Below are 21,683 nucleotides of genomic sequence, written 5' to 3' on the forward strand. Positions count from 1 at the left end.
TCGCAGGGTGCCCGGCGTTACCGGATAAACGCCTGCAAGTCGCTGCCTAGAGCCCTGATCGCCACTTTAAAGTCATTGGTGGTGACGGCTTGGCTCGAATTTCTCAGGGTTTCACCAAAGACTTTACGCACCACTTTGGCCACAGTCTGGCCGCTGCTCCCATCGATCAGTTCGGCTTCGATGTAAAGTTCGGTGCTCTGGTCGCGATGGCCCGTGGCGGCAGTCACGCCGCCGACGACGGCGGCGACCGGAACGATTTCATACCAGCGCATGCCTTCGTTCGACGCCGTAACACCAGTGATGGCAGCACGCATGATCAGCGTGCGCGAACCGACAGGCGCAGATTGAGCGTTCGCTACGATCCGGTATTTCTGGCCGAGGACGCTTTTGGCGTTGTTGGTCATGTACGCCTGCAACTCTTCAAGGGTCTTGAAATTGACCCTATCGTCGGGCCGAGGTGCCGGGTAGAGATCCAGTTGCTTGAACGCGACCGTATCGTAGGCGTTCGGGTTCCAGGAGGGGATGACCCAGCGCATCGCCTTCTGGCCGCTGCTGGTAGTAACTTCCTGCAAGTTGTTGTAGTTGGACAAGAAGCCGGAGTACTGCGACTTCTCGGTGATTTTCGAGGTACAGCCACCTAGCAACAGGCTACCGAATGCAACACCTAACAGGCATTTACGGACCGTGTTCATGTGTTCCTCACTTTTGGGTTTGATTGTTCCTTCAGGCAAGCCGACCACGTCATTTGCGAATCAATGTGGCAGGAACGAGTGTAGCCACAGATTGCCGGCGCATCCCCTAAGGGCACCCTATACCCTGATATGTCGACCAGTTGCGCGCGGCGCCAGCAATAATGCTCGCCAACTGCCCGATGGCCTGCTGATGGGCCAGCACCAGGTCCTGTACCTGCGGGCCGGCCGATTGGCGGATGACACTGCTGCACGTCAGGCTGCGACGTTTCTCGCCGTCGCCGCGCAGGCTGATACTCCAGACCACATCGATCAAGGCGTACCGACCCGGCAGTGAGTCGAAACGTCGGACGTCGGTTTGCAGAGAGAGTGTCGCAAGGCCCTGGGCCTTGGGTAAGCCCGCCAGATCTCGGATACCCAGTTTGAGTTCCATCTGCCCGGCCAGGGCGTCATGGAACTCGTCGGCCAATGGCGCGCTCCAGCGCGAGGTTTCGAGGATCGTCAAGGCTCCGCTGCCCTGGCGAACAACCACTTGTGGCTGGTCGACCTGGACCGGTATGCGCACGGGCAGCATCTCGAACTGGAAGGCTGGCGCGGCTACATTCGTGCGCACTGTGCTATCTGTCGCCGTCGGCACCAGCGTGTAGTAGTGGGTCGGCGCCGAGCTGCAGGCCGCCAGGCCCAAGGTGGTGAAAACGGCCAGGAAGCGACGGGTCATGGTGTTCATTCCTGGTCAATGTCCCGAGAGGTGGACGGCGAGGATTGATAGCGATCGGGCTGGTTTTCTTTGAGGCGTCCACGAATCAGTGCCTCGGGATGCCGCCCCAGGAAATCGGTCAGCACCCGCACCGAGCGAGCAGTACGCTGGAGCTCTTCCATCGTCCGGCCCAACTGCTGGCGCTGCGGTGAGTCTTCGGAAAGGCTGTCATTGGCCGAGGCCACGGTTTTCCGGGTCTCAGCCAGGGTATCGCGCACTTGCGGCAAGACTTCGCCATTGACCTTTTTCAGGGTTTTCTGCAGTTCGCCGAGGCTACCATTGAGGTTTCCAGCAATCTGCTCGATCGGCAGCTTGCTGATCTTGTCGACCACGCTTTGCAATTGCTCCTGAAGTTTGTCCAGACTGCCCGGTATCGTCGGAATCTCCAGCGGCCGTGCCGCCACGTCGAACGTCACAGGTTTCGCACCAGGGTCGAAATCCAGGGCGATGTAGAGTTGTCCGGTGAGCAGGTTGCCGTTCCGGGCCTGCGCCCTGAGCCCTCGCGAGACGAGTTCGGCCATCAATTGCGCACCTTGGGTTTCATCGTCCCCACCCCGAAGCTTCAATATTTTTTCATGGGCCTTACCCAGCCTGTTCGGGTAAATCACGGCCCCTACGAGGGTGGGGAAGTCTTTCTTGACCTCGTCATAATCCAGGTCTACTGACACCACTCGGCCAAGGGTCACCCCGTGAAAATCCACCGGCGCATTGACCACCAGGCCGCGCAGGGGCTGATCGAAACGCATGCGGAAGTAGCGCGGCTCGCCATCGGCGGGTGCCATGGCGGTGTCCTGATCCTTGAACAGCGTAAACCGCGCCCGTTCTTCAGCCTGCTGAGGATTGGGACTGTATTTGGGTTCAACAAAGGCTATCCCTCCGGCGAGAATCGAGGTCACGGACTCAGTGTTCACCTTCAGGCCGTCGGCGCTCAGGCTGATATCAACGCCACTGGCATTCCAGAAGCGCGTATCGCTCGTCACGAATTGGTCGTTTGGCGCGTGGACGAAGATCTCCACCTCGACACCTTTACCGTCCTCCGAGAGTTTGTAGGACACCACCTCGCCAACCGGAATGCGGCGGTAGTAGACGTTGGAGCCGATATCCAGCGAGCCGAGATTGTCGGTGTACAAGGTGTAACGCTTGCCCTTCTGACCGTAGGTGATGGGCGGTGGGGTCTCCAGGCCGATGAAGTCCTTTTTGCTCTTCTCCGATTCGCCGGCATCGGCGCCGATGAAAGCGCCGGACAGCAGTGTACCGATCCCCGAGACACCGTTAGCGCCGATGCGCGGGCGCACTACCCAGAACCGCGAGTCATCGGTGGCAAACGACTTGGCGGAGGCGTCCAGGTCAAGGGTGGTCTCGACGTGGCTGCGATCGTCTGCCAAGGCAATCGACGTCACTTTGCCGATCACCACGTTCTTGTATTTGACCTGGGTCTTGTTGACTTCCAGCCCTTCAGCCGTCAGAAAGCTCACGGTGATCTGCGGCCCCGCCTGCCTGGCGTTATGCACCACCATCGACAACCCGATCAGCGCCGCGACAATCGGCACCAGCCACACCAGCGATACGTTGAAGCGCCGACGCTTGACCTCGGGGCTGCCTGGAGCCGGCGTATCGGCAGAACTCGGGTAGTCAGGCATTTTCAACCTCTGCGTCCCAGATAAGCCGGGGATCAAAACTCATGGCGGCGAACATCGTCAGTACCACCACCAGGCCAAAGAACAGGATGCCCATCCTCGGATCGATGGTACTCAGAGAGCGAAACTGCACCAGGGCGGCGATCAGGGCCACCACCAGCACATCAAGCATGGACCAGTAACCCACCACTTCGATCAACCGATAGAGTTTGGAGCGCTCACGCATGGCCCAGCGACTGCGGCGTTGACAGGTAATCAGCAGCGTGCCCAGCACCAGAAACTTCATGCACGGCACCGCCACGCTGGCAATGAAGATCAACAGCGCCAGGTCCCACTCGCCGGCCTGCCAGAACTCCATGATCCCGCTGAAGATGGTGTTTTCACTGCCACTGCCAAAGATGTCGGTGTACATCACCGGCATCAGGTTGGCCGGGATGTAGCAGATCATGCTGGCCAGCAGCAGTGCCCAGGTGCGGGCCAGGCTATCGGGTTTGCGCCGATGCAGCCGGGCGTCACAGCGGGAGCAGCTCGCGTCCGCCAATGGGCAGGCCTGCCCGCAGGTGTGACACAGGGCCAGATTCATTTCACTGGCATAGGGCGGCCTGCTCACGGAATAACGCCCTCCAGGTCTTGCCACAGCCGACGGATACCTTTGCCCGAAATCAGGATGATCAACACCGTCAGCATGGCCAGTGCCCACAACCCGAGTCCCGGATGCACATCGAGCATGCCGGCCAGTTTGATGATGGCCACCAGAATCCCCAGCAAACACACTTCGAGCATGCTCCAGGGACGCAATTGCTCCAGGGTTCGCATACAGATCTTGAAGCCGGGAGCCGCGCGCCCGACCAGGGCAAAACTGAGTACCCAGCACAACAAGATGATTTGCAGCATAGGCGCAAGGATGATCGCCAGTCCCGCCACGGCCGCTATTACGCTGATTTGTCCCTGTGCCAGGGCTTCCACGGACTGCCACAGCGTCGCCTGGTTACTCAGGCCTTGCAGGCTGATGGAGATCACCGGAAATGCATTGGCGAAAACGAAAAGCAGCGCCGCGCTGATGGACAGCGCGAGGAGTTGTTGAAGGCTGAGTTGGCCGCCACGGGCCAGAATGGCCGAGCAACGGACACAACGCGCAGTCTGCCCTTTGGCCAGCGGTACGGCTGTGTACACCGAATCGCAATGCTCGCAGATGATCCAGGCTGGAGAAGAGGTCATAGGCTCGTCCGTGGCTTACAGAGGATTCATTCCCACGAGCCGGACAAGATCGCCAGGCTCAAGGGACGAGTTTCTTGTGGGATCAAATCATCATAGAAGCCCGGATCGAAACCGGTTGCTATTTGACGCATAAAATCAACGGTCCCGCTCCAAAGCACCCACAGCGGACACCGGTGTTACTGGTGGTGCGCAACTCTGACCAGCGCGCCGCGTGTGTTAGTCTGAATCGATGACAGATGAAACTCGGCCGATCAGAGAAGTACAGGGCAAACTTGGCTCGACTCACAGCGCCTTGTACGCCCCTCATTCAGCCCTCACCGGCTGCATCCGAGCCTATCTATCGCGCAGCACCCGCGAAATCGCCGCCCTGACTCCCGAGGAGCGTCGCAATCACTTCCCACCCACCTCTACCTGCGTCATCGTTTGGGTTATCCGCGGGCAGGATTCTCGCGTGCCCGACAAATGCACGTCCTTGCCCGTTGCATTTTCAGGCCCACACACGCGCCCCTCGTTCAGCGACAACGGAAACGAGGTTCATTTCTTCACGCTGCTGATCTATCCCGATGCCATACAGGCACTCACCGGCCTGGAGATCAGGCCGCACATCAACTGTTACAGCCCGTTCGCCTCACTGTTCGATTCAGACTGGCAGGACATGGCACACGCGGTACTGACGGCCCCGGATGATGGGGCGCGGGTCAGGTTGATCGAGGAATTCCTGGGGCCGCGCTGGGCGACAGCCACGCAGAGCCACGACTCAGTGACTACCGTGCCCCCTTACTCGGCGGCAATGGCCCGTGCACATCGCCTGGCAGCCTGGTCCAGCGATGTGGCCCTGCGCGCAACCGTTCAAGGCCGAGGCCAGAGCGAACGACAGGTCGACAGGCGGATCAAGAGCTGGACCGGCCAGACGCTACGGCAACTGCGTGGCCTGGGTCGGATAGAAGAAGTGCTACTGGCGGCGAATCCAGTCGCATCGGGTGTCGCGCCAGCATGGTCCAAGCTGGCTGCTGACAGCGGTTTCTCCGATCAACCCCATCTTTGCCGAGAGTTCCGACGCTACACCGGATTCAGTCCGGATGAATTGAAACGCTGCCTGGACCATGAAAGCTTCTGGGTCTACCGCATCTGGGCTTAGGCCCCTTCCAGTTTGTCCGAAACATTCAATACGGCGCCGGATTGCACGGATATATTCGAGGTCTGTTCCACTCCGAGGCGAATCGGCCGCCCAATAAAATGACACTTCGATTTCATACCGTCTGTACATGGGTTTGTGCATTGTGCCTGGCACTGGCCCTGATCTGGATGTGGGTGCCAGAACTTCTGCTGCAAAGCTGGAATGTCGGCTACACCGAGGCAACCGGTTTGGTGGCGCGGCGCTCGGCCGCACTATTCCTGGGCATCGCCCTGATGCTGGCGCGCTTGCGCAGCGCCCCGCCCTCAGTTGCCAGAACGGCGGTAGCCGATGGCTTCGCCGTGACCGGCGGCGTCCTGGCGGTGTTGGGTGTGGGGGAACTGTGGGCGGGTCATGCGGGGCCGGGTATCTTGTCGGCCGTACTGGTGGAGCTCATTACCGCCTGGGCGCTCGCGTCCAGCGTTCGACACAAACCTGCCCCCAGGTCTGAGGAGCCGTAGCCTGCCAGGTATCACGTCCAGAGCTGACGCTGGGGCGCATCCCGGCAGGGCCGACTGACAACCGCCAGCCCTGCCGCTGATATACCGAGAGTGTTATTGATCATCCTCACGCCGTGGCAACGGCGGCCGGTACTCATTGGCCTCTTCGGCATCGGGCGCTTGCATGGAGCTCGCGGGCATGAATACATGGGTCAGCAGCTCGCGGGCATCGACGTCGAGCACCCCAGGCACTGCGCGGACCCGATCAATGACCTGCTCGCACTGGCGATGGGTCAGCACCCGGCCACTCAACGACACCGTACCGGCATGGGTTTTCACATGGATATGCAGGCTTTGCGCGGAGTCCGCCATGGCCAGGGCGGATTTGACCCGGGCGGTGGTCCACGTGTCGTGCACGGCCATGCCCAGATCGTGGGAGTAATGCTGCAAGGAATGGTTTTTCATGGCAGAACCCTCTGTCGAGTCTTCAGACGTACTGTTCATACCCGGGGCGCGGCTGTGGAGTACGCGCCACCGCCACACAGACGCTGATTAATTATAGTGCGCTCTGCCCAAAAGCGACGGCAGGCGCCCGGCGGCACCCCATCCAACCCCTACTCGGAACGCGACTGAGCCCGGACCCGCCGGAAGGCATGGGGCGATTCCCCCGTCCAGCGCTTGAACGCATGGATAAAGCTGGCGGATTCCGAATACCCCAACGTCTCGGCAATCTGCTCGATCTGCAGGCGCGAGCCCGTCAGCAAACGTTCGGCCATGGCCTGGCGCACTTCGTCGCACAAGCCGAGATAGGTCGCGCCCTCCTCCTGCAAGCGGCGCCGCAAGGTCCGCACCGACATGCACAAAGTGATAGCCAGCTGCCCCATCGCCGGCATGGCGGCCGGCTGCGCGGCCAGCAACTCGCGTACCCGCCCGGCCAACCCGGCGCTCTTCGGCCCGACCGGCAAACCTCGGCGACACTGGTCATGGGCGATATGCAGCGCCAGGGGATCGGCCAACGCCAGCAGGATATCCGCGTCGGCCTGGCTGAAGACCAGGGCGCTTTTCGGCGCATTGAAGCGCGGGCGTACACCGATGAATTGCTGATAGAGCGCCATATCGGCCGGCTCGGCAAAGCTGAACTCGATGGCCCGAGGGATCGCCGTGCGTCCGAGCAGATCGCTGGCGATCTTCAATCCGGCGACAAAGGAGCGCTCGACGATGAACGGGCGCAAATCCAGGGGGATATCGCTCTCTTCGCATTCGATCCGCAGGTCCGTCGCCTGGGCGTCGACCACCACGCGCACCAGGCTGGCATTCAACTCCGAGTAATACGGAATCAGTGAAAAGGCATCGCGCAACGTGGAACTGCTGACCAGGGCAAAGCCCAGCGCGGCCAGCGAAGTGAAGCGGTAGCGCGAACCCACTTCCAGGCCCAGGCCTGTGACGCACCCACAGTGCTTGAGCAGGTTACGGATCAGGCGAAATTCCTGCTCGAAGGAAACCAGATGGGTCGGGGTTTCCAGGTCCGCGAGCTCAAGCCCGGAGCCCGCGAGAAAGTCCACGGTCGACAGGCCACGCTCAACGCCGACCTTGGCCATGATCACCGCACTGCTGATGCTACGCTGTTGATTATTCACTCGCGCGTCGACTCCGCCAAAAGGAACCCAAGGTCGATCACAGTGCACTCCCTATCAATAATATGGCCGAACAGATCATGTTCACCCCAGACGCCATCTCTAGACTATTGCTAACGCAAGACCGCGCAACACTCGCCCGCTTCGATCCGGACACTAACCGTCAGCGGCGCTCTCCATTTTGCCCATTTGACCAGAAGCCTCGACCGAGATGAACACCCGCCCTCCCCGTATCCCCCGTCCGGACAGACGCCTGCCAGGCAGCGCAAAAGTGCTGGCCGGAGCACTGGCCTGCCTGGCACTGGCAGGCTGCAAGCAACCGCCGTCGATCAGCGTGGTCGGTGCGTATTTCCCGGACTGGCTGTTTTGCGCGATCGCCGGCGTCCTGCTGACCCTTCTGGTCAGGGCCGTGCTGCTCAGGACACAGCGTACCCCATGGCTACAGCCATGGGTGCTGAGCTACCCACTGCTGGCGCTGGTTTTTTCGCTGTTGAGCTGGCTGGTCTTTTTCTAACCCGGGCGTTTCCCCATGCAAACACATTCGTCATCACAGGTTCCTCGTCGACTGCTCATCGCCGCCCTCTGCATCGCCGCCCTGGGCCTGCTGCTCTGGGTGATCGCCCGGCTGGATGCGCAGCCGCGCACCGACGACGCCTACGCCTATGCCGATACCGTCAATGTCACCCCGCAGGTCAGCGGGCGCATCGTCGAGTTGCCGGTGCGGGAAAACCAGCAGGTGCATCAGGGCGATGTGCTGATGCGCATCGATCCACGCCCCTACCAGGCGGCACTGGACGAGGCCAAGGCGTCGCTGGTGGAGCTGGATCGGCAGATCGGCCTGAACGAACGGCAGATCGCCGCCCAACGCTTGAACGCCGAGGCCGCCCATGCCGAAATCGAGCGGGTCCAGGCCCAGGCCAAGCAAAGCGGCGACACCCTCAGGCGCCAGGAAGCCCTGCTGTCCCACGGTTATATCTCCGCGGAAGCCATCGACCAGTCACGAACTTCCAGGCTCAGCGCCTTGTCGCAACTCAATGTCAGCCAACTGCAAGCGCGCCAGGCCAGCACCGCGGTCAGCGGCGTCGATGCCCAGGTGGCCCATCGGGCGGTGATTGAAGCGCAGATCGCCCGGGCGGCACTGAACGTCGAGTACAGCACTGTTCGCGCGCCGTTCGACGGCCGTGTGGTCGGCCTCAAGACCACCGCCGGCCAGTTCGCCTCGGCAGGCCAGTCGGTGTTCAGCCTGATCGACACCGGGCATTGGTTCGTGGTCGCGAATTTTCGCGAAACCGAGCTGAAAAACATTCGCCCGGGCGACGCCTCCACCGTCTACCTGATGAGCGATACCCGCCGGACATTCAGCGGCAATGTCGACTCGATCGGCTTTGGCGTATTTCCGGACGATGGCGGGAGTGATGTCAACGGCTTGCCCAAGGTCGCGCGGTCGATCAACTGGGTCCGGGTTTCACAACGTTTTCCGGTGCGCATCCGGGTCAATGGCTCGGACCTGCAGCCGTTTCGCCTTGGGGCGTCGGCGGTGGCGGTCATCAACACCGGTAACAGCCCGACGCCCGCCTCGACGACCCCGACGCCATGAAGGGAGAAGCGCGGGGACAATCGTTATGGGACATTTTCAAGGAAGAAATGAGCGATCACCCTGGCCGAGTGAACGCGGTCCTTCGTCATCTGCTCGCCTGCACGATCGTCATCCTGATCGCCATGAGCTTGCAGGTGCCGTTGCTGTCGATCTCCCTGGTGCTGGTGTTCTTCGTGAGCCAGTCGAGCGTGGCCCTGACCCGGATGCTCGGCACGCTGTTTATCGTCAGCACCACGCTGGCCGTGGGCGTGGCGATCCTGTTGCTCAAATTCAGCTTCGACTATCCCCTGCTGCGCATCACCGGCGCCAGTCTGGTGTTTTTCGCCAGCGTGTTTTTCATGCGCACTTGTCGGCTCAGCCCTTTGTTTTTCGTGGTGGCCCTGATAACCATCTATATCCAGAGCCAGGTGGACCTCAATAACGATCCCGAAGCCCTGACCCGGGCCTGCCTCTGGGCCTGGATCGCGATTGTCTATCCGACGCTGGTGACCGTGGTGGTCAACACCCTGCTGCTGCCGGCACCGCCGCCACCCGGTGAAGCGGCATCGGCCCCCAAGCCACCGCTGCTGGTGGCCGATGCCTTTGAAAACCCGGTCTATCTGCAGTTCGCCTTCAAGACCCTGCTCGCCGCGCTGCTGTGCTACCTGCTGTACACGGCGGTCGACTGGCCGGGTATCCACACCGCCATGCTTACCTGCCTGATCACGGCCATGCCGAGCCTGGAAAAAACCCTGCACAAAGGCCTGTTGCGCATCATCGGCTGCCTGGTCGGCAGCGCCCTGGCCCTGATGTGCATGGTCTGGGTGGTGCCACAGATCGACAGCATCGTCGGCCTGTTGCTGATGAGCCTGCCGGTGCTGGGCCTGGCCGCCTGGGTCAGCGCCGGTTCGCCGCGCAGCAGCTATGCCGGGATCCAGATCGTGTTCGGCTTCGCCCTGGCGCTGCTGGCCGACTTCGCGCCGATGACCAATCTGAGCGAAATCCGCGATCGGCTGGTGGGCATATTGCTGGGGGTCATCGTGACAGCCCTGATTCATGCCGGATTGTGGCCGGAGTCCGCGAAAGCCTGAGGCCAGCCCTCTGCGGCAGATTGCCGCTGGCCTTTGCCCGCCGTGCTCGACGTGGCAAGATCACAGCCCTCTTCCTGCCCCTGACCGGGAACCCACGTGCCCCGCACTCGAACCCAGCAGCGATTCGCAACCTGGATGGCCATGCTGGCCCTGGGTCTGCTGCTGTTCGTGCCGACGATTTCCCGTACCGTCCAGGCCCTGGAGCACCAGCCACCAAGTGGCATCGAGTGCCCCGAACATGCCATGGACATGGCCCACCACGCGGGCGGGCACGAGCATAACGGCACCCACGAAACGCTCGACGCCTGCGGCTACTGCTCACTGTTTCACGACAGCCCGGCCCTGCTCTGGGCCGTGGCGGTACTGCCGCCGCTGGTGCCGGCCACCCCAACCCTTATTTCCTGCAAAACACCCAGCCCGGCCTATCAATGGCCCCTGGACCTGTGTCCGCGCGGGCCGCCCCAGGCCTGATCCAGGCAGTTCCCCAACAACAAACCATCCGCTGAACATCGCGAGCGCCCTGGCGCCCGTGGTTTTTCCGCGTGTTTTGTCGCCCTGAATCACGGATCCATACCGATGCCCATGACTCCCCAGCAACGCGCCCTCGGCGCGTTGAAGCGTCCGGCCGCCCTTTTGCCGGCTGGACGCCTGTCAACCCTGAACCACGCCCTGCTCTCGGCTCTGGCCAGCGGCCTGGTGCTGCTGCCGACCGCCCTGCCGGTACACGCCGACACCCCGGCGCCGAGCACCAGCAGTGCCGACGCCAACCCCATCGTCCTCGGCAATGTCACGGTGACCGCCGACGACCAGGTACAGCCGCTGCCCCATGCTATCGCCAGCGCCCCGGCGGTGGTGGAAAGCCGCAGCGCCGAGCAGATCCAGGACAGCGTCAACCTGATGACCTCGGCCGAGGCCCTGAAATACCTGCCAAGCCTCGAAGTGCGCGAACGCTATATCGGCGACCGCAACGGCATCGTCTCCACCCGCACCACCGGGACCGTGTCCAGCGCCCAGTCGCTGGTCTACGCCGACGACCTGCTGCTCTCCAACCTGCTGGGCAACAGCTACAGCTTCCCGCCGCGCTGGGGCCTGGTCTCGCCCAGCGAGATTTCCCGGGTCGACGTCATGTATGGGCCGTTCAGCGCGCTTTACCCGGGCAACTCCCTGGGCGGCGTGGTCACCCTGGAAACCCGCATGCCGACCCGCCCGGAATTCCACGCGGCAATCACTGGCGCGCAACAGGACTTCAAGCTCTACGGCACCCACGAGAACTACAACAGCGGCAACGTCAGCCTGGCCGGCGGCAACCGCGTCGGGCCGTTCTCGGCCTGGGTCTCCTACGACCATCTCGACGCCCAGGGCCAGCCGATGAGCTTTGCCACCTCCAGCCTCTCGAGCAGGACCGCCGCGGCCTCGGCCACCCGCGTCAGCGGCGCGCAGCAGGACACCGACCAGAACGGCAACCCGCGCCTGGTGTTCGGCGGCTATTCCATCGACCACAGCGTCCAGGACCAGGGCAAGCTCAAGCTTGGCTGGGACATCAACCCGGACGTCACTGCGATCTACACCCTGGGTTTGTGGGCCGACGACTCCCATACCAGCGTCGACAGCTACCTGAAGAACAGCGCCGGCCAGACCTTCTACAATGGCCCGGTGAATATCGGCGGCAAGGCCTACACGGTGTCAGGCCTCAACCCCGGCAGCACCGACGAGCTGCATATCCTCAATGCCCTGTCGGTGGGCAGCGATACCCGGGGCCCGTTCGACTGGCATGCCGCCTACAGCAACTACCAGTACCTCAACGAAGAATCGCGCTCGGCTTCCAACTATGGCCAGACCTCGGCCGGCACCCGCCAGGTGCAGGACGGTACCGGTTGGCAGACCGGAGAGCTGCGCGGGATCTGGCGTCCGCAACCGCTGTTCGGCCAGGCCCATGAAGTCACCTTCGGCTATCACATCGATGACTACCTGCTGAAGCAGGACACCTACCAGGTCAGCGACTGGCAAAACGGCAACGGCGGAGCGAAGAGCGCGGCCTCCGGCGGCGAGACCCGCACCCAGGCACTGTACCTGCAGGACGTCTGGAAACTGGCGCCGCGCTGGACCCTGACCCTCGGTGGCCGCGAGGAATACTGGCAAGCCTTCGACGGCTTCAACCTCAACACCGCGACCACCCCGGCCCAGGTCAGCTACCCCGACCAGCGTCGCCACAACTTCTCGCCCAAGGCGGCGCTGGCCTTCGACATCACTCCGGAACTGCAAACACGCTTTTCCTACGGCCGAGCGGTGCGCTACCCGACGGTGACCGAGCTGTTCCAGCAGGTCACCAGCGGCAACCAGCTGGTACAGAACAACCCCAACCTCAAACCCGAGGACGTGCAATCCTACGACTGGACCACGCAGTACAGCTGGAGCCAGTACCAGATGCGCGTCTCGCTGTTCCAGGAGAATCGCCGCAACGCCCTGTTCTCGCAGACCGACACCACGGTCAGCCCCAACCTGACCCAGGTCGAGAACATCGACCGCGCACGTATCCGTGGCGTGGAAACCGCCCTCGATGCCCACGACGTCGGCCTCGACGGACTGGACCTGTCGGGCAGCCTCACCTATGCCGAATCCGAGGTGCAGCAGGACAGCCTGGCGCCGGCCGCCGAAGGCAAGGAGTTCCCGCGTATCCCGCGCTGGCGCAGCCGGATCTCGGCGGTCTACCACCAGAACGCGCAGCTGACCTACGCCCTCGGCTACCGCTACTCCAGCGGCGCCTACAGCACCCTGCTGAACACCGACAGCAACCATGACACCTATGGCGGCATCAGCAGCTACAGCGTGTTCGACATCAAGGCCAGCTACAAGATCGACGCGCACCTGACGGCCTCGGCCGGCGTCGACAACCTGGGCAATGAAAAGTACTTCGTCAGCCCGCATCCCTATCAGCAGCGCACCGCCTTCCTGGGGCTCAACTATGACTATTGATCCGGCACTGCACGACGCCATTCACCAGAGCGGGAGCCACGCCCCATGACCACGCTCACAACGGCCAACAAGCGCGCAGGGCTCTATCGGCTGATCTGGCGCTGGCATTTCTATGCCGGCCTGTTCTGCATTCCCTTTGTCCTCGCCCTGTCGCTGAGCGGTTCGATCTACCTGTTCCGTCCGCAGATCGACGCGTTGCTCGACAGCCCCTACAACCACGTCCAGGCCGATGCGTCACGGAGGCCGATCAGTGAACAGATACAAGCGGCCCTGGCGTTGGTGCCCGGCAGCGTAGTCAACGCCTATCAACTGCCGGACGGCCCGACCGAGGCCGTGCAGATCCTGGTGGGTAAAGGCGATGCGTTGCAGCGGGTCTATATCGACCCGGTGACGGCCAAGGTGGTGCACCAGGTGGCGGATGACGAGCGCTTCACCCGCCAGCTGTTCCACTTGCACGGTGAATTGCTGATGGGCGGCCTGGGTTCGGCGCTGGTGGAACTGGCCGCCGGCTGGACCATTGTCATGCTGCTTTCCGGGCTCTATCTCTGGTGGCCGAAAGGCGGTCGCCTGGCCGGGGTCATCTATCCGCGACTGGGCCAACGTGGCCGGCTGTTCTGGCGGGACCTGCATGCGGTGGTCGGCTTCTGGATCTCGCTGTTCGCGGTCCTGCTGATCCTCAGCGGCCTGCCCTGGGCGACCGTTTGGGGCGGCGCCCTCAAGGAAGTGCGGCAGTGGGCCGCGAGCCACGCCGTGGAACAGGACTGGACCACCGGCCGGGCTTCGGAAATGGCCCAGCGGCGGGCGATGAACATGCCCATGACCGACGAGCACGCCAATATGCCTGGCATGCACCACGATATGCCGATACCGACGAGCCCCCCCATCGCTCCGGACTACAGCCCGCTGGAGCGCCTGGTGCCAATGGTCCAGGCGCTACACCTGCCGTCGCCGGTTCTGATCACCCCGCCCTCGGCACAGTCACCCAAATGGACCGCCCGCTCCGACGCTGCGAACCGCCCACAGCGGGTCAACCTGACGCTAGACCCGGTCGGCGGCACGGTGCTCAAGCGTGTCGACTTCAGCCAGCGTCCCCTGCTCGACCGTGTCATCGGCTACGGCGTGGCGGTCCACGAAGGCCAACTGTTCGGCCTGGCCAACCAGTTGCTCGGCCTGCTCACCACCTTCGGCCTGATGACCCTGTCCCTCAGCGCCCTGGTGCTCTGGTGGCGCCGACGCCCCCAGGGCGCCCTCGGCGCACCGCCGGCCCTGGCCGAAAGCCGTTATCCGGCCGTCATGCTCGGTGTGCTGGTGCTGCTCGGCCTGTACCTGCCCTTGCTCGGCGCCTCCATGCTGATGCTATGGCTGCTGGAGCGTTGCCTGCTGTCACGGGTCAGGCCGCTGCGCAACTTCCTCGGCCTGGCCGCCGGATAAGGCCTAGGCCCGGGGCGCCGGCCAGTTGTCGGGGATCACCGCAATCACGTCGATCTCCATCAGCCATTGCGGCTGGCCAAGCCCCGAGATCACCAGGCCGGTGGAGATCGGGAACACCCCCTTGAGCCATTTGCCGACCACCTGGTACACCGGCTCGCGGTAACGCGGGTCGATGATATAGGTGGTGGTCTTGACGATATGAGAGAGGTCCGAGCCGGCCTCTTCCAGCAGTTGCTTGACGTTTTTCATCGCCTGCTCGGCCTGCGCCCCGGGGTCGCCGAGCCCCACCAGATTGCCGTCGAAATCGGTGCCGATCTGGCCACGGACATACACCGTGTTGCCCGCCCGCACGGCCTGGCACAGGTCATTGTCCAGCGACTGGTTCGGGTAGGTGTCCTTGGTGTTGAACATGCGGATACGCGTATGGGTGGGCGTGGACATTGATAACTCCTCGAAAGAAAGACAACGCCGCACAGCGCAGTGCGGCGGGCGGACATCAAGCGCTGACGGCGGACCGGGTCACTGAGGGGCTGGCAGCGGCCATATCCGCCTCACGCTGGGCGGCATCGCGATAGGTGAGGTACTGGCGCTGGATGGCAATCTGATCGGCGATGTATTTGGCATCGTGCCAAACACCCCAGATAAACGACGAACCCCGGCGTGACTGCCACGGCAGCCCGAGAAAGTAGATCCCCGACTCGCTGGACACACCGCGCTGATGGCGTGGCTTGCCCTTGTCGTCGAAGGCATCGACCTTCATCCAGCTGTAATCGGTGGCAAAGCCGGTGGCCCAGATAATCGTGGTGATGCCCGCTTCGGCCAGGTCGAGTTGGAGAATCGGCCGGGTCACACACTCGGGATCCGGGAAGGTGCGACGGGCCTCCGGGTCCGGCGGCAGGTCGAGGCCGTTGCGCTCGATATAGGCGTCAGCGGCATTGAGCAGCGCGAGATAATTCTCGTCGCCCCGGTCCAGATTGTCCGCCAGGTCGGCCTGGAAACTGACCACACCGTTATCGAACGACCGGGTCAGCCCCACCAGTTTCAGGCCGCGCTGGGCCAGCTCGCGGAAGTCCACCGTGCGCCCGCCCTCGGCGCCGCTGACGGCAATGGTCACGTGCTCCCTACCCGGCTTCATGGCCGCCGCATCCCATTCGCCGAGTACCCCCAGCCACCAGCAGAAATCACGCTGGCGATAGGCCCGTGGAGGCCGGTCGTGCTGGCCCACCGAGAGGTACACGGTGCGGCCGCCGCGTTGCAGCTCATCGGCGATCTGCGTCCCCGAAGAACCGGCACCCACCACCAGCACGGCGCCCGCGGGCAATTGCTGGGGATTGCGGTACTGCGCGGAGTGGATCTGGTTGAGGCCGGGGTCCCGGGGCGCAATCGCCGGAATCACCGGGCGCTGGAACGGCCCGGTGGCCACCACCACGCGACGGGTCTGGATCACGCCCTCGGAGGTTTCCACGGTGAAGCCCGGCCGGCCGCTATTGCGCTCGACCTTTTTCACTTCCACACCGGTGCGGATCGGCGCATTGAACTTGCGGGCATAGGCCTCGAAATAATCCGCCACCCGCTCTTTCGGGGCGAAGGCATCCGGACTGAGATCATCGAACTCCAGGCCTGGAAAACGATCGTGCCAGGCCGGCCCATTGGCCACCAGCGAATCCCAGCGGCCGCTGCGCCAGGCTTCGGCAATACGATTGCGTTCGAGCACCAGGTGCGGCACGCCGAGTTTGCTCAGATGCTCGCTCATGGCCACGCCGGCCTGGCCGGCGCCCACAACAAGCGTATCGATTTCAATGATTCCAGCTGTCATGCCTGTGTCCTTCTCGAAGGCGAGTGTGCAGGCATTCTGTGCAGATACAGGGAATAGCGAAATTATGATTTTTGTCGTCGCAAGGCAGGAAAAAACTAGGCCTGGGGGGAAACCTCAGGCCGGCGCTGGAGTGGCCCCCTCCTGTTGGACCAGCATGCCGTGGCACATCAGCCCCAGGACACTGCGCATGTGCCGGGCGTGGGCCTCACGGTCCGGGGTCGGTTCAGTGGCCAGGCGGATAAAGGCGACATTGGCGTACTGGTTGAACAGTGTCGCCGCCACCTCGATATCCACGCTGTCGCGCACTTTGCCCAGGCGTTGAAAGTGCACCAGCAGCGCTTTGGTTTCCTCGATGACCGCGCTGTTCCACGGCTGCAAGGCCTGGGACAGCTCGCCGGTAAACAGCGACGGCGCCAGCTCCCGCCACAGGGAAGCGGGCATGGCCTGCAACTGATAATGGGTCATCAGCCCTTCAAGCTCGCACAAGGCCTCCAGCGGGTCGCTGTTGTCATCGAGATGGGCGCGCGCCTCGCGCATCGCCTGCTCGTCGGGGGCCTTGAGCAAGGCCACGAGAATCTCCTGCTTGCCGCCGAAATAATTCACCACCGTAGGTGCCGAGACCCCGGCCTGGTTGGCGATCTGCTCCAGGCTGGTGGCGGCGAAACCGTTGGCCTTGAACAGCAGCAGCGCGGCCTCGGCGATCACTTGCCGGCGCTGTTCCTTTTGCCGCTCTCTGAGTCCGCTCATGTAGGTCCTGAGGTGATTTTTCGTAGGTCCAAGCCTACTGAAATAGTTTTCCACCAACAAATATTTTCTTTACAAAAATATTTTTAAGTGCCAAATATTATTTAGCCACCCCACCCCAAGGAGATAATCCATGTCCGCCGAACTCGACCCCAATCGCAGCACCCGCGACTACCAGGCGTCCGATGCCGCCCACCACATCCATGCGTTCGTCGACCAGAAAGCGCTCAATGCGCAAGGCCCGCGGGTGATGGTCGGCGGCGACCGCCTGACGCTCTGGGACAATGATGGCAAGCGCTACCTGGACGGCATGTCGGGCCTGTGGTGCACCCACCTCGGTTATGGCCGCAAGGACCTGGCCGCCGCTGCCCACGCGCAGCTGGAACAACTGCCCTATTACAATATGTTCTTCCACACCACCCACCCGGCGGTGATCGAACTCTCCGAACTGCTGTTCAGCCTGTTGCCGTCCCACTACAGCCACGCCATCTATACCAACTCCGGCTCAGAGGCCAATGAGGTGCTGATCCGCACGGTGCGCCGGTTCTGGCAGGTGATGGGCAAGCCGGAGAAAAAAGTCATGATCGGCCGCTGGAACGGCTACCACGGCTCGACCCTGGCGGCGACCGCCCTGGGCGGCATGAAGTTCATGCATGAAATGGGCGGCACCATCCCGGATGTGGCGCACATCGACGAGCCCTACTGGTTCGCCCACGATGGCGATCTGAGCCCGGAGGCATTTGGCCTGCGCGCGGCCCGCCAGTTGGAAGAGAAAATCCTCGAACTGGGGGCCGACAAGGTCGCCGCCTTTGTCGCCGAGCCCTTCCAGGGTGCCGGCGGCATGATCATTCCCCCCGCCACCTATTGGCCGGAAATCCAGCGCATCTGCCGTCAGTACGACGTGCTGCTGTGCGCCGACGAAGTCATCGGCGGCTTTGGCCGAACCGGCGAATGGTTCGCCCACCAGACGTTCGGCTTCGAGCCCGATACGCTGTCGATTGCCAAGGGCCTGACCTCGGGCTACATCCCCATGGGTGGCCTGATCCTGTCGCGGCGCATGGCCGAAGCCCTGGTGGAAAAAGGCGGTGTTTTCGCCCACGGGCTGACCTACTCCGGCCACCCGGTGGCGGCGGCAGTGGCCATTGCCAACTTGAAGGCCTTGCGTGATGAAGGCGTGGTGCAGCAGGTGAAAACCGACACCGGGCCTTATCTGCAGAACTGCTTGCGGGAAGTGTTCGGCGAGCATCCGCTGGTAGGCGAGATCCAGGGCGTCGGCCTGGTCGCCGCGCTGCAGTTCGCCGAAGACAAGGCCAGTCGCAAGCGCTTTGCCAACGAGAACGAGATCGCCTGGCGCTGCCGCACCCTCGGTTTCGAGGAAGGCCTGATCATCCGCTCGACCCTGGGCCGCATGATCATGGCGCCGGCCCTGATCGCCACGCGGGCGGAGCTGGACGAACTGGTGGACAAGACTCGCATCGCGGTTGATCGCACAGCCCGCGAGTACGGCCGCCTGTAACGCCCGACGCCCACTGACAAGTTTTTACTTAACCAAGCGCCATAAAAAACCTCGTTTCGCCCGCTGCCGCTGATGGACAGAATGCAGTCATACCCAATCCCCGCCCGGGCAGCCTCTGCGCAGGCTGTCCGGGGCGCGGATGGCGACTCTGGACGGAAACAGGATCACCCCACCATGACGTTTTCAATCGTCGCCCGTTGTGCCGAAACAGGCCAATTGGGCATAGCCATCAGTTCATCCAGCATTGCCGTCGGCGCCCGTTGCCCCTGGCTGCGCCCCAGTGTGGGGGCGGTCGCCACCCAGAACATCACCCTCCCCGCTCTCGGCCCGCAGGTGCTCGACCAGCTGGAACTCGGGCTGTCGCCTGCGCAAGCCCTGGACAAGGCGCTGACCCGCAACGGCTACAGTCAATTCAGGCAGTTGACCGCCATCGATCACCTGGGCAACACCGCGCACTTCAGTGGCGGCGAAACCCTGGGCTGCCACAATGCGCTGTCCGGCGAGCAGTGTGTGGCCGCCGGAAACATGCTGGCGAACCCGGGGGTGATCGAAGCCCTGGTGTACACCTTCGAAACCAGCGGCGGGCAACTCGCCGATCGCCTGGTCGCCGCCATGCAAGCCGCGGTGGCGGCCGGTGGCGAAGCAGGACCCGTGCATTCGGCGGCCATGGTGGTGGTCGGCGAACTGATCTGGCCGATCATCGACCTGCGGGTCGACTGGGCGGATGAAGACCCGGTGGGCAAGCTGGCGCAACTCTGGGCCGACTACAGCCCGCAAGTGCAGGACTATATCGTCCGCGCCCTGGACCCGACCAAGGCGCCCAGCTACGGCGTGCCCGGAGATGAATAGATGAACAGCAGCCGCGATCTACTGGCCGCGCTGATCGCCTTCGACACCACCAGCCGTGAGTCCAACCTGCACTTGATCGAGTTTGTCCGCGACTACCTGGCGCGGCTGGATGTTCCTTGCCAACTGATCTTCAACGAGGCGCGCAGCAAGGCCAACCTGTTCGCCACCCTGGGCCCGGACGACCGTCCGGGCATCGTGCTCTCCGGCCATACCGACGTGGTACCGGTGGACGCCCAGCCCTGGACTGTCGCGCCGTTCGAACTGAGCGAAAAGGACGGCAAGCTCTACGGTCGCGGCACCGCCGACATGAAGGGCTATATCGCCTGTGTGCTGGCGGCCGTGCCGCAATTGCTGGCCGCGCCGTTGCGCATGCCGGTGCACATCGCCCTGTCCTATGACGAAGAAGTCGGTTGCCTGGGCGTGCGCTCGCTGCTCGCCGAACTTGAACAGCGGCCGCACAAGCCGCTGCTGTGCGTTATCGGCGAACCCACCGAACTCAAGCCGGTGCTCGGCCACAAGGGCAAGCTGGCGATGCGCTGCGATGTCCACGGCGCGGCCTGTCACTCGGCGTACGCCCCCCAGGGCGTCAATGCCATCGAATACGCCGCCGAACTGATCGGCGAACTGGGGCGTATCGGTTCACAGCTGCGCGCCCCGCACTTGCACGACCCACGCTTCGACCCACCCTTCAGCACCGTGCAGACCGGGCTGATCAGCGGTGGCAAGGCGCTCAATATCGTCCCCGCCGACTGCCGCTTCGATTTCGAAGTGCGGGCACTCCCCAACCTCGATCCCCGTGAAGTCGCCCAGCAGTTGGAGCAGTACGCCGAACAACAAGTACTGCCGAAAATGCGTGCCGTCAACGAGGCCAGCAACATCCGCTTTTCCGAACTCTCGGCCTACCCCGGACTGGCCACCGACCCGCAGAGCGAAGCGGCGCGGTTGATCGCGCAGTTCTGTGGATCGAGCGAGTTCAGCACCGTGGCCTTCGGCACCGAAGGCGGGTTGTTCGACGCCATCGGCATTCCGACGGTAGTCTGCGGCCCCGGCAGCATGGACCAGGGCCACAAGCCCGATGAGTTTGTCAGCCTTGAGCAGCTCCAGGGCTGCGATGCCATGCTCCAGCGCCTGATCCAGGCGCTGCGAAGCTGATCCCTCAGGCGTCCAGCTTGGGCGCCAAGACCTCGCGGCAATGGTCGACAAACAACTGCGCCGGCTTGGTCAGTTGCCCACGGTGCAACCAGGCGGCGGACAACCCGGAGCCGGTGACCTGCTCGGCCAACGGCACGCGTACCACCTTCTGCCCGTCGTAGGTGTAATCGGAATATGGCCGGGTGACCAGAATTGAAAAGCCGAACCCGCGCCCGACCATACCCCGGACCATTTCAATGGAAGGCGAGCTGAACAGGATATGCGGGGTCAGGCCCAGCTCCTCGAAGATGCTCACAAAGTAGGTCCGGCTGGGTTGCACATCCAGCAGCACCATCGGCTCCAGCACCAGGTCGTGCAACGAGACCTTGGCCTGGTGGGCGAAACGGTGCCCTTCCGGCAACAGCGCATAGGGTTGCTGCGGCGCCATCAGCGGTACGGTATCGATGGTGCTGTCCAGGTCATGTTCATAAAGAATGGCCAGATCGATACTGCCCGACGTCAGCGCCTGCACCAGTTCCTGTTGTTCGCCATCGCGAATACGGATCTCCACCCCCGGCCAGCGGTCGCGAAAGCCGGCGATCAGGCGCGGCAGATAGAGCGGCGCGACGGTTTCGAAACAGCCGATATCGATCTGCCCGGCAACCACATCGTTGTCCGCCAAGGCATTCTGCTCGAACTCGTGGGCCACCCGCAGCAGCTCCTGGGCCTTGCGGTAGAACCGTGCACCACTGGGGGTCAGCGATACGCCCTGGGCGTGATGGCGGATAAACAATTGCACGGCAAAGCTTTCTTCCAGGTGCTTGATCGCGGTCGACACCGAAGGCTGGGCGATATAGAGCTTGCGGGAGGCTTCGGCGACGCTGCCGCACTCGACAGTGGTGACGAAATATCTGAGTTGTCGCAAGTTGTAAGCGGCCATGGCTACCTCGGAAATGGCAAAGCGAATGCATCCACATCGCCCATCAAGAATCGGGCCGGGTCCTCAG

General features: G+C 63.0%; 22 protein-coding genes. 11 read left to right on the top strand and 11 right to left on the bottom strand.

Features of this window, described 5'->3' with window-relative positions; genetic code table 11:
* Positions 1-17: 17 nt before the first annotated feature.
* The 5 genes from HX830_RS24960 to HX830_RS24980 form a co-directional block, all read right to left on the bottom strand.
* The gene (locus HX830_RS24960; protein WP_177103235.1) at positions 18-692 is read right to left on the bottom strand and encodes a DUF3313 domain-containing protein; all 675 of its coding nucleotides are present in this window, start codon (positions 690-692) and stop codon (positions 18-20) included.
* A 106-nt stretch (positions 693-798) separates the two neighbouring features.
* Positions 799-1,407, bottom strand: a complete 609-nt coding sequence (locus HX830_RS24965; RefSeq protein ID WP_177103237.1) for a PqiC family protein — start codon at positions 1,405-1,407, stop codon at positions 799-801.
* 5 nt (positions 1,408-1,412) lie between these two features.
* Complete coding sequence (locus tag HX830_RS24970; RefSeq protein ID WP_177103239.1) at positions 1,413-3,086, bottom strand: PqiB family protein; 1,674 nt, start codon at positions 3,084-3,086, stop codon at positions 1,413-1,415.
* On the bottom strand, positions 3,079-3,666 hold the full coding sequence (locus tag HX830_RS24975; protein ID WP_218171388.1) for a paraquat-inducible protein A: 588 nt from the start codon (positions 3,664-3,666) through the stop codon (positions 3,079-3,081). The genes HX830_RS24970 and HX830_RS24975 overlap by 8 nt, the downstream gene beginning before the upstream one ends.
* 23 nt (positions 3,667-3,689) lie before the next feature.
* Positions 3,690-4,301: a paraquat-inducible protein A gene (locus tag HX830_RS24980; protein ID WP_177103241.1), complete on the bottom strand. Its 612-nt coding sequence runs from the start codon at positions 4,299-4,301 to the stop codon at positions 3,690-3,692.
* Between the two features lie 229 nt (positions 4,302-4,530).
* Here HX830_RS24980 and HX830_RS24985 point away from each other — a divergent pair, with 229 nt between their 5' ends.
* Complete coding sequence (locus tag HX830_RS24985; protein ID WP_177103244.1) at positions 4,531-5,439, top strand: helix-turn-helix domain-containing protein; 909 nt, start codon at positions 4,531-4,533, stop codon at positions 5,437-5,439.
* Positions 5,440-5,480: 41 nt separating this feature from the next.
* Complete coding sequence (locus tag HX830_RS24990; RefSeq protein ID WP_248764446.1) at positions 5,481-5,936, top strand: hypothetical protein; 456 nt, start codon at positions 5,481-5,483, stop codon at positions 5,934-5,936.
* A 93-nt stretch (positions 5,937-6,029) separates the two neighbouring features.
* Here HX830_RS24990 and HX830_RS24995 read toward each other — a convergent pair whose 3' ends face one another.
* Both HX830_RS24995 and HX830_RS25000 read right to left on the bottom strand, forming a co-directional pair.
* The gene (locus HX830_RS24995; protein WP_103494278.1) at positions 6,030-6,380 is read right to left on the bottom strand and encodes a BON domain-containing protein; all 351 of its coding nucleotides are present in this window, start codon (positions 6,378-6,380) and stop codon (positions 6,030-6,032) included.
* Positions 6,381-6,529: 149 nt separating this feature from the next.
* On the bottom strand, positions 6,530-7,552 hold the full coding sequence (locus HX830_RS25000; RefSeq protein ID WP_177103246.1) for an AraC family transcriptional regulator: 1,023 nt from the start codon (positions 7,550-7,552) through the stop codon (positions 6,530-6,532).
* 208 nt (positions 7,553-7,760) lie between these two features.
* Here HX830_RS25000 and HX830_RS25005 point away from each other — a divergent pair, with 208 nt between their 5' ends.
* The 6 genes from HX830_RS25005 to HX830_RS25030 all read left to right on the top strand — a co-directional run bounded on the left by HX830_RS25005 (position 7,761) and on the right by HX830_RS25030 (position 14,620).
* Complete coding sequence (locus HX830_RS25005; RefSeq protein ID WP_177103248.1) at positions 7,761-8,063, top strand: YtcA family lipoprotein; 303 nt, start codon at positions 7,761-7,763, stop codon at positions 8,061-8,063.
* 15 nt (positions 8,064-8,078) lie between these two features.
* Positions 8,079-9,146 (top strand): multidrug transporter subunit MdtN, encoded by a 1,068-nt coding sequence (gene mdtN, locus HX830_RS25010; protein ID WP_103494275.1) that lies wholly within the window; start codon positions 8,079-8,081, stop codon positions 9,144-9,146.
* Positions 9,147-9,193: 47 nt separating this feature from the next.
* Entirely contained in the window at positions 9,194-10,216 is a 1,023-nt protein-coding gene (locus HX830_RS25015; RefSeq protein ID WP_256350632.1) for an FUSC family protein, read from the top strand.
* A gap of 96 nt (positions 10,217-10,312) precedes the next feature.
* Positions 10,313-10,687, top strand: a complete 375-nt coding sequence (locus HX830_RS25020) for a DUF2946 domain-containing protein (RefSeq protein WP_177103252.1) — start codon at positions 10,313-10,315, stop codon at positions 10,685-10,687.
* Positions 10,688-10,792: 105 nt separating this feature from the next.
* Positions 10,793-13,189: a TonB-dependent receptor gene (locus tag HX830_RS25025; RefSeq protein WP_177103254.1), complete on the top strand. Its 2,397-nt coding sequence runs from the start codon at positions 10,793-10,795 to the stop codon at positions 13,187-13,189.
* 45 nt (positions 13,190-13,234) lie between these two features.
* The gene (locus tag HX830_RS25030; protein ID WP_152742007.1) at positions 13,235-14,620 is read left to right on the top strand and encodes a PepSY-associated TM helix domain-containing protein; all 1,386 of its coding nucleotides are present in this window, start codon (positions 13,235-13,237) and stop codon (positions 14,618-14,620) included.
* Positions 14,621-14,623: 3 nt separating this feature from the next.
* Here HX830_RS25030 and HX830_RS25035 read toward each other — a convergent pair whose 3' ends face one another.
* The 3 genes from HX830_RS25035 to HX830_RS25045 form a co-directional block, all read right to left on the bottom strand.
* Positions 14,624-15,061 carry a RidA family protein gene (locus HX830_RS25035; protein ID WP_152742008.1) on the bottom strand — a complete coding sequence of 146 codons (438 nt, stop codon included), beginning with the start codon at positions 15,059-15,061 and terminating at the stop codon, positions 14,624-14,626.
* 55 nt (positions 15,062-15,116) lie between these two features.
* On the bottom strand, positions 15,117-16,436 hold the full coding sequence (locus HX830_RS25040; protein WP_177103256.1) for a flavin-containing monooxygenase: 1,320 nt from the start codon (positions 16,434-16,436) through the stop codon (positions 15,117-15,119).
* Between the two features lie 114 nt (positions 16,437-16,550).
* The gene (locus HX830_RS25045; protein WP_103499583.1) at positions 16,551-17,183 is read right to left on the bottom strand and encodes a TetR/AcrR family transcriptional regulator; all 633 of its coding nucleotides are present in this window, start codon (positions 17,181-17,183) and stop codon (positions 16,551-16,553) included.
* Positions 17,184-17,313: 130 nt separating this feature from the next.
* On the opposite strand from HX830_RS25045, the gene HX830_RS25050 reads away from it, so the two are divergent.
* The 3 genes from HX830_RS25050 (at position 17,314) to argE (ending at position 20,697) form a co-directional block, all read left to right on the top strand.
* Positions 17,314-18,696 (top strand): aspartate aminotransferase family protein, encoded by a 1,383-nt coding sequence (locus HX830_RS25050; protein ID WP_177103258.1) that lies wholly within the window; start codon positions 17,314-17,316, stop codon positions 18,694-18,696.
* Between the two features lie 174 nt (positions 18,697-18,870).
* Positions 18,871-19,545 (top strand): DUF1028 domain-containing protein, encoded by a 675-nt coding sequence (locus HX830_RS25055; RefSeq protein WP_152742011.1) that lies wholly within the window; start codon positions 18,871-18,873, stop codon positions 19,543-19,545.
* Entirely contained in the window at positions 19,546-20,697 is a 1,152-nt protein-coding gene (gene argE, locus HX830_RS25060) for an acetylornithine deacetylase (protein ID WP_152742012.1), read from the top strand.
* Between the two features lie 4 nt (positions 20,698-20,701).
* Here the strand turns inward: argE and HX830_RS25065 are convergent, their stop codons facing one another.
* On the bottom strand, positions 20,702-21,616 hold the full coding sequence (locus tag HX830_RS25065; protein WP_177103260.1) for a LysR substrate-binding domain-containing protein: 915 nt from the start codon (positions 21,614-21,616) through the stop codon (positions 20,702-20,704).
* Between the last annotated feature and the right edge of the window lie 67 nt (positions 21,617-21,683).

This window comes from Pseudomonas gingeri, from assembly GCF_013385425.1.
Classification (GTDB): domain Bacteria; phylum Pseudomonadota; class Gammaproteobacteria; order Pseudomonadales; family Pseudomonadaceae; genus Aquipseudomonas; species Aquipseudomonas gingeri_D.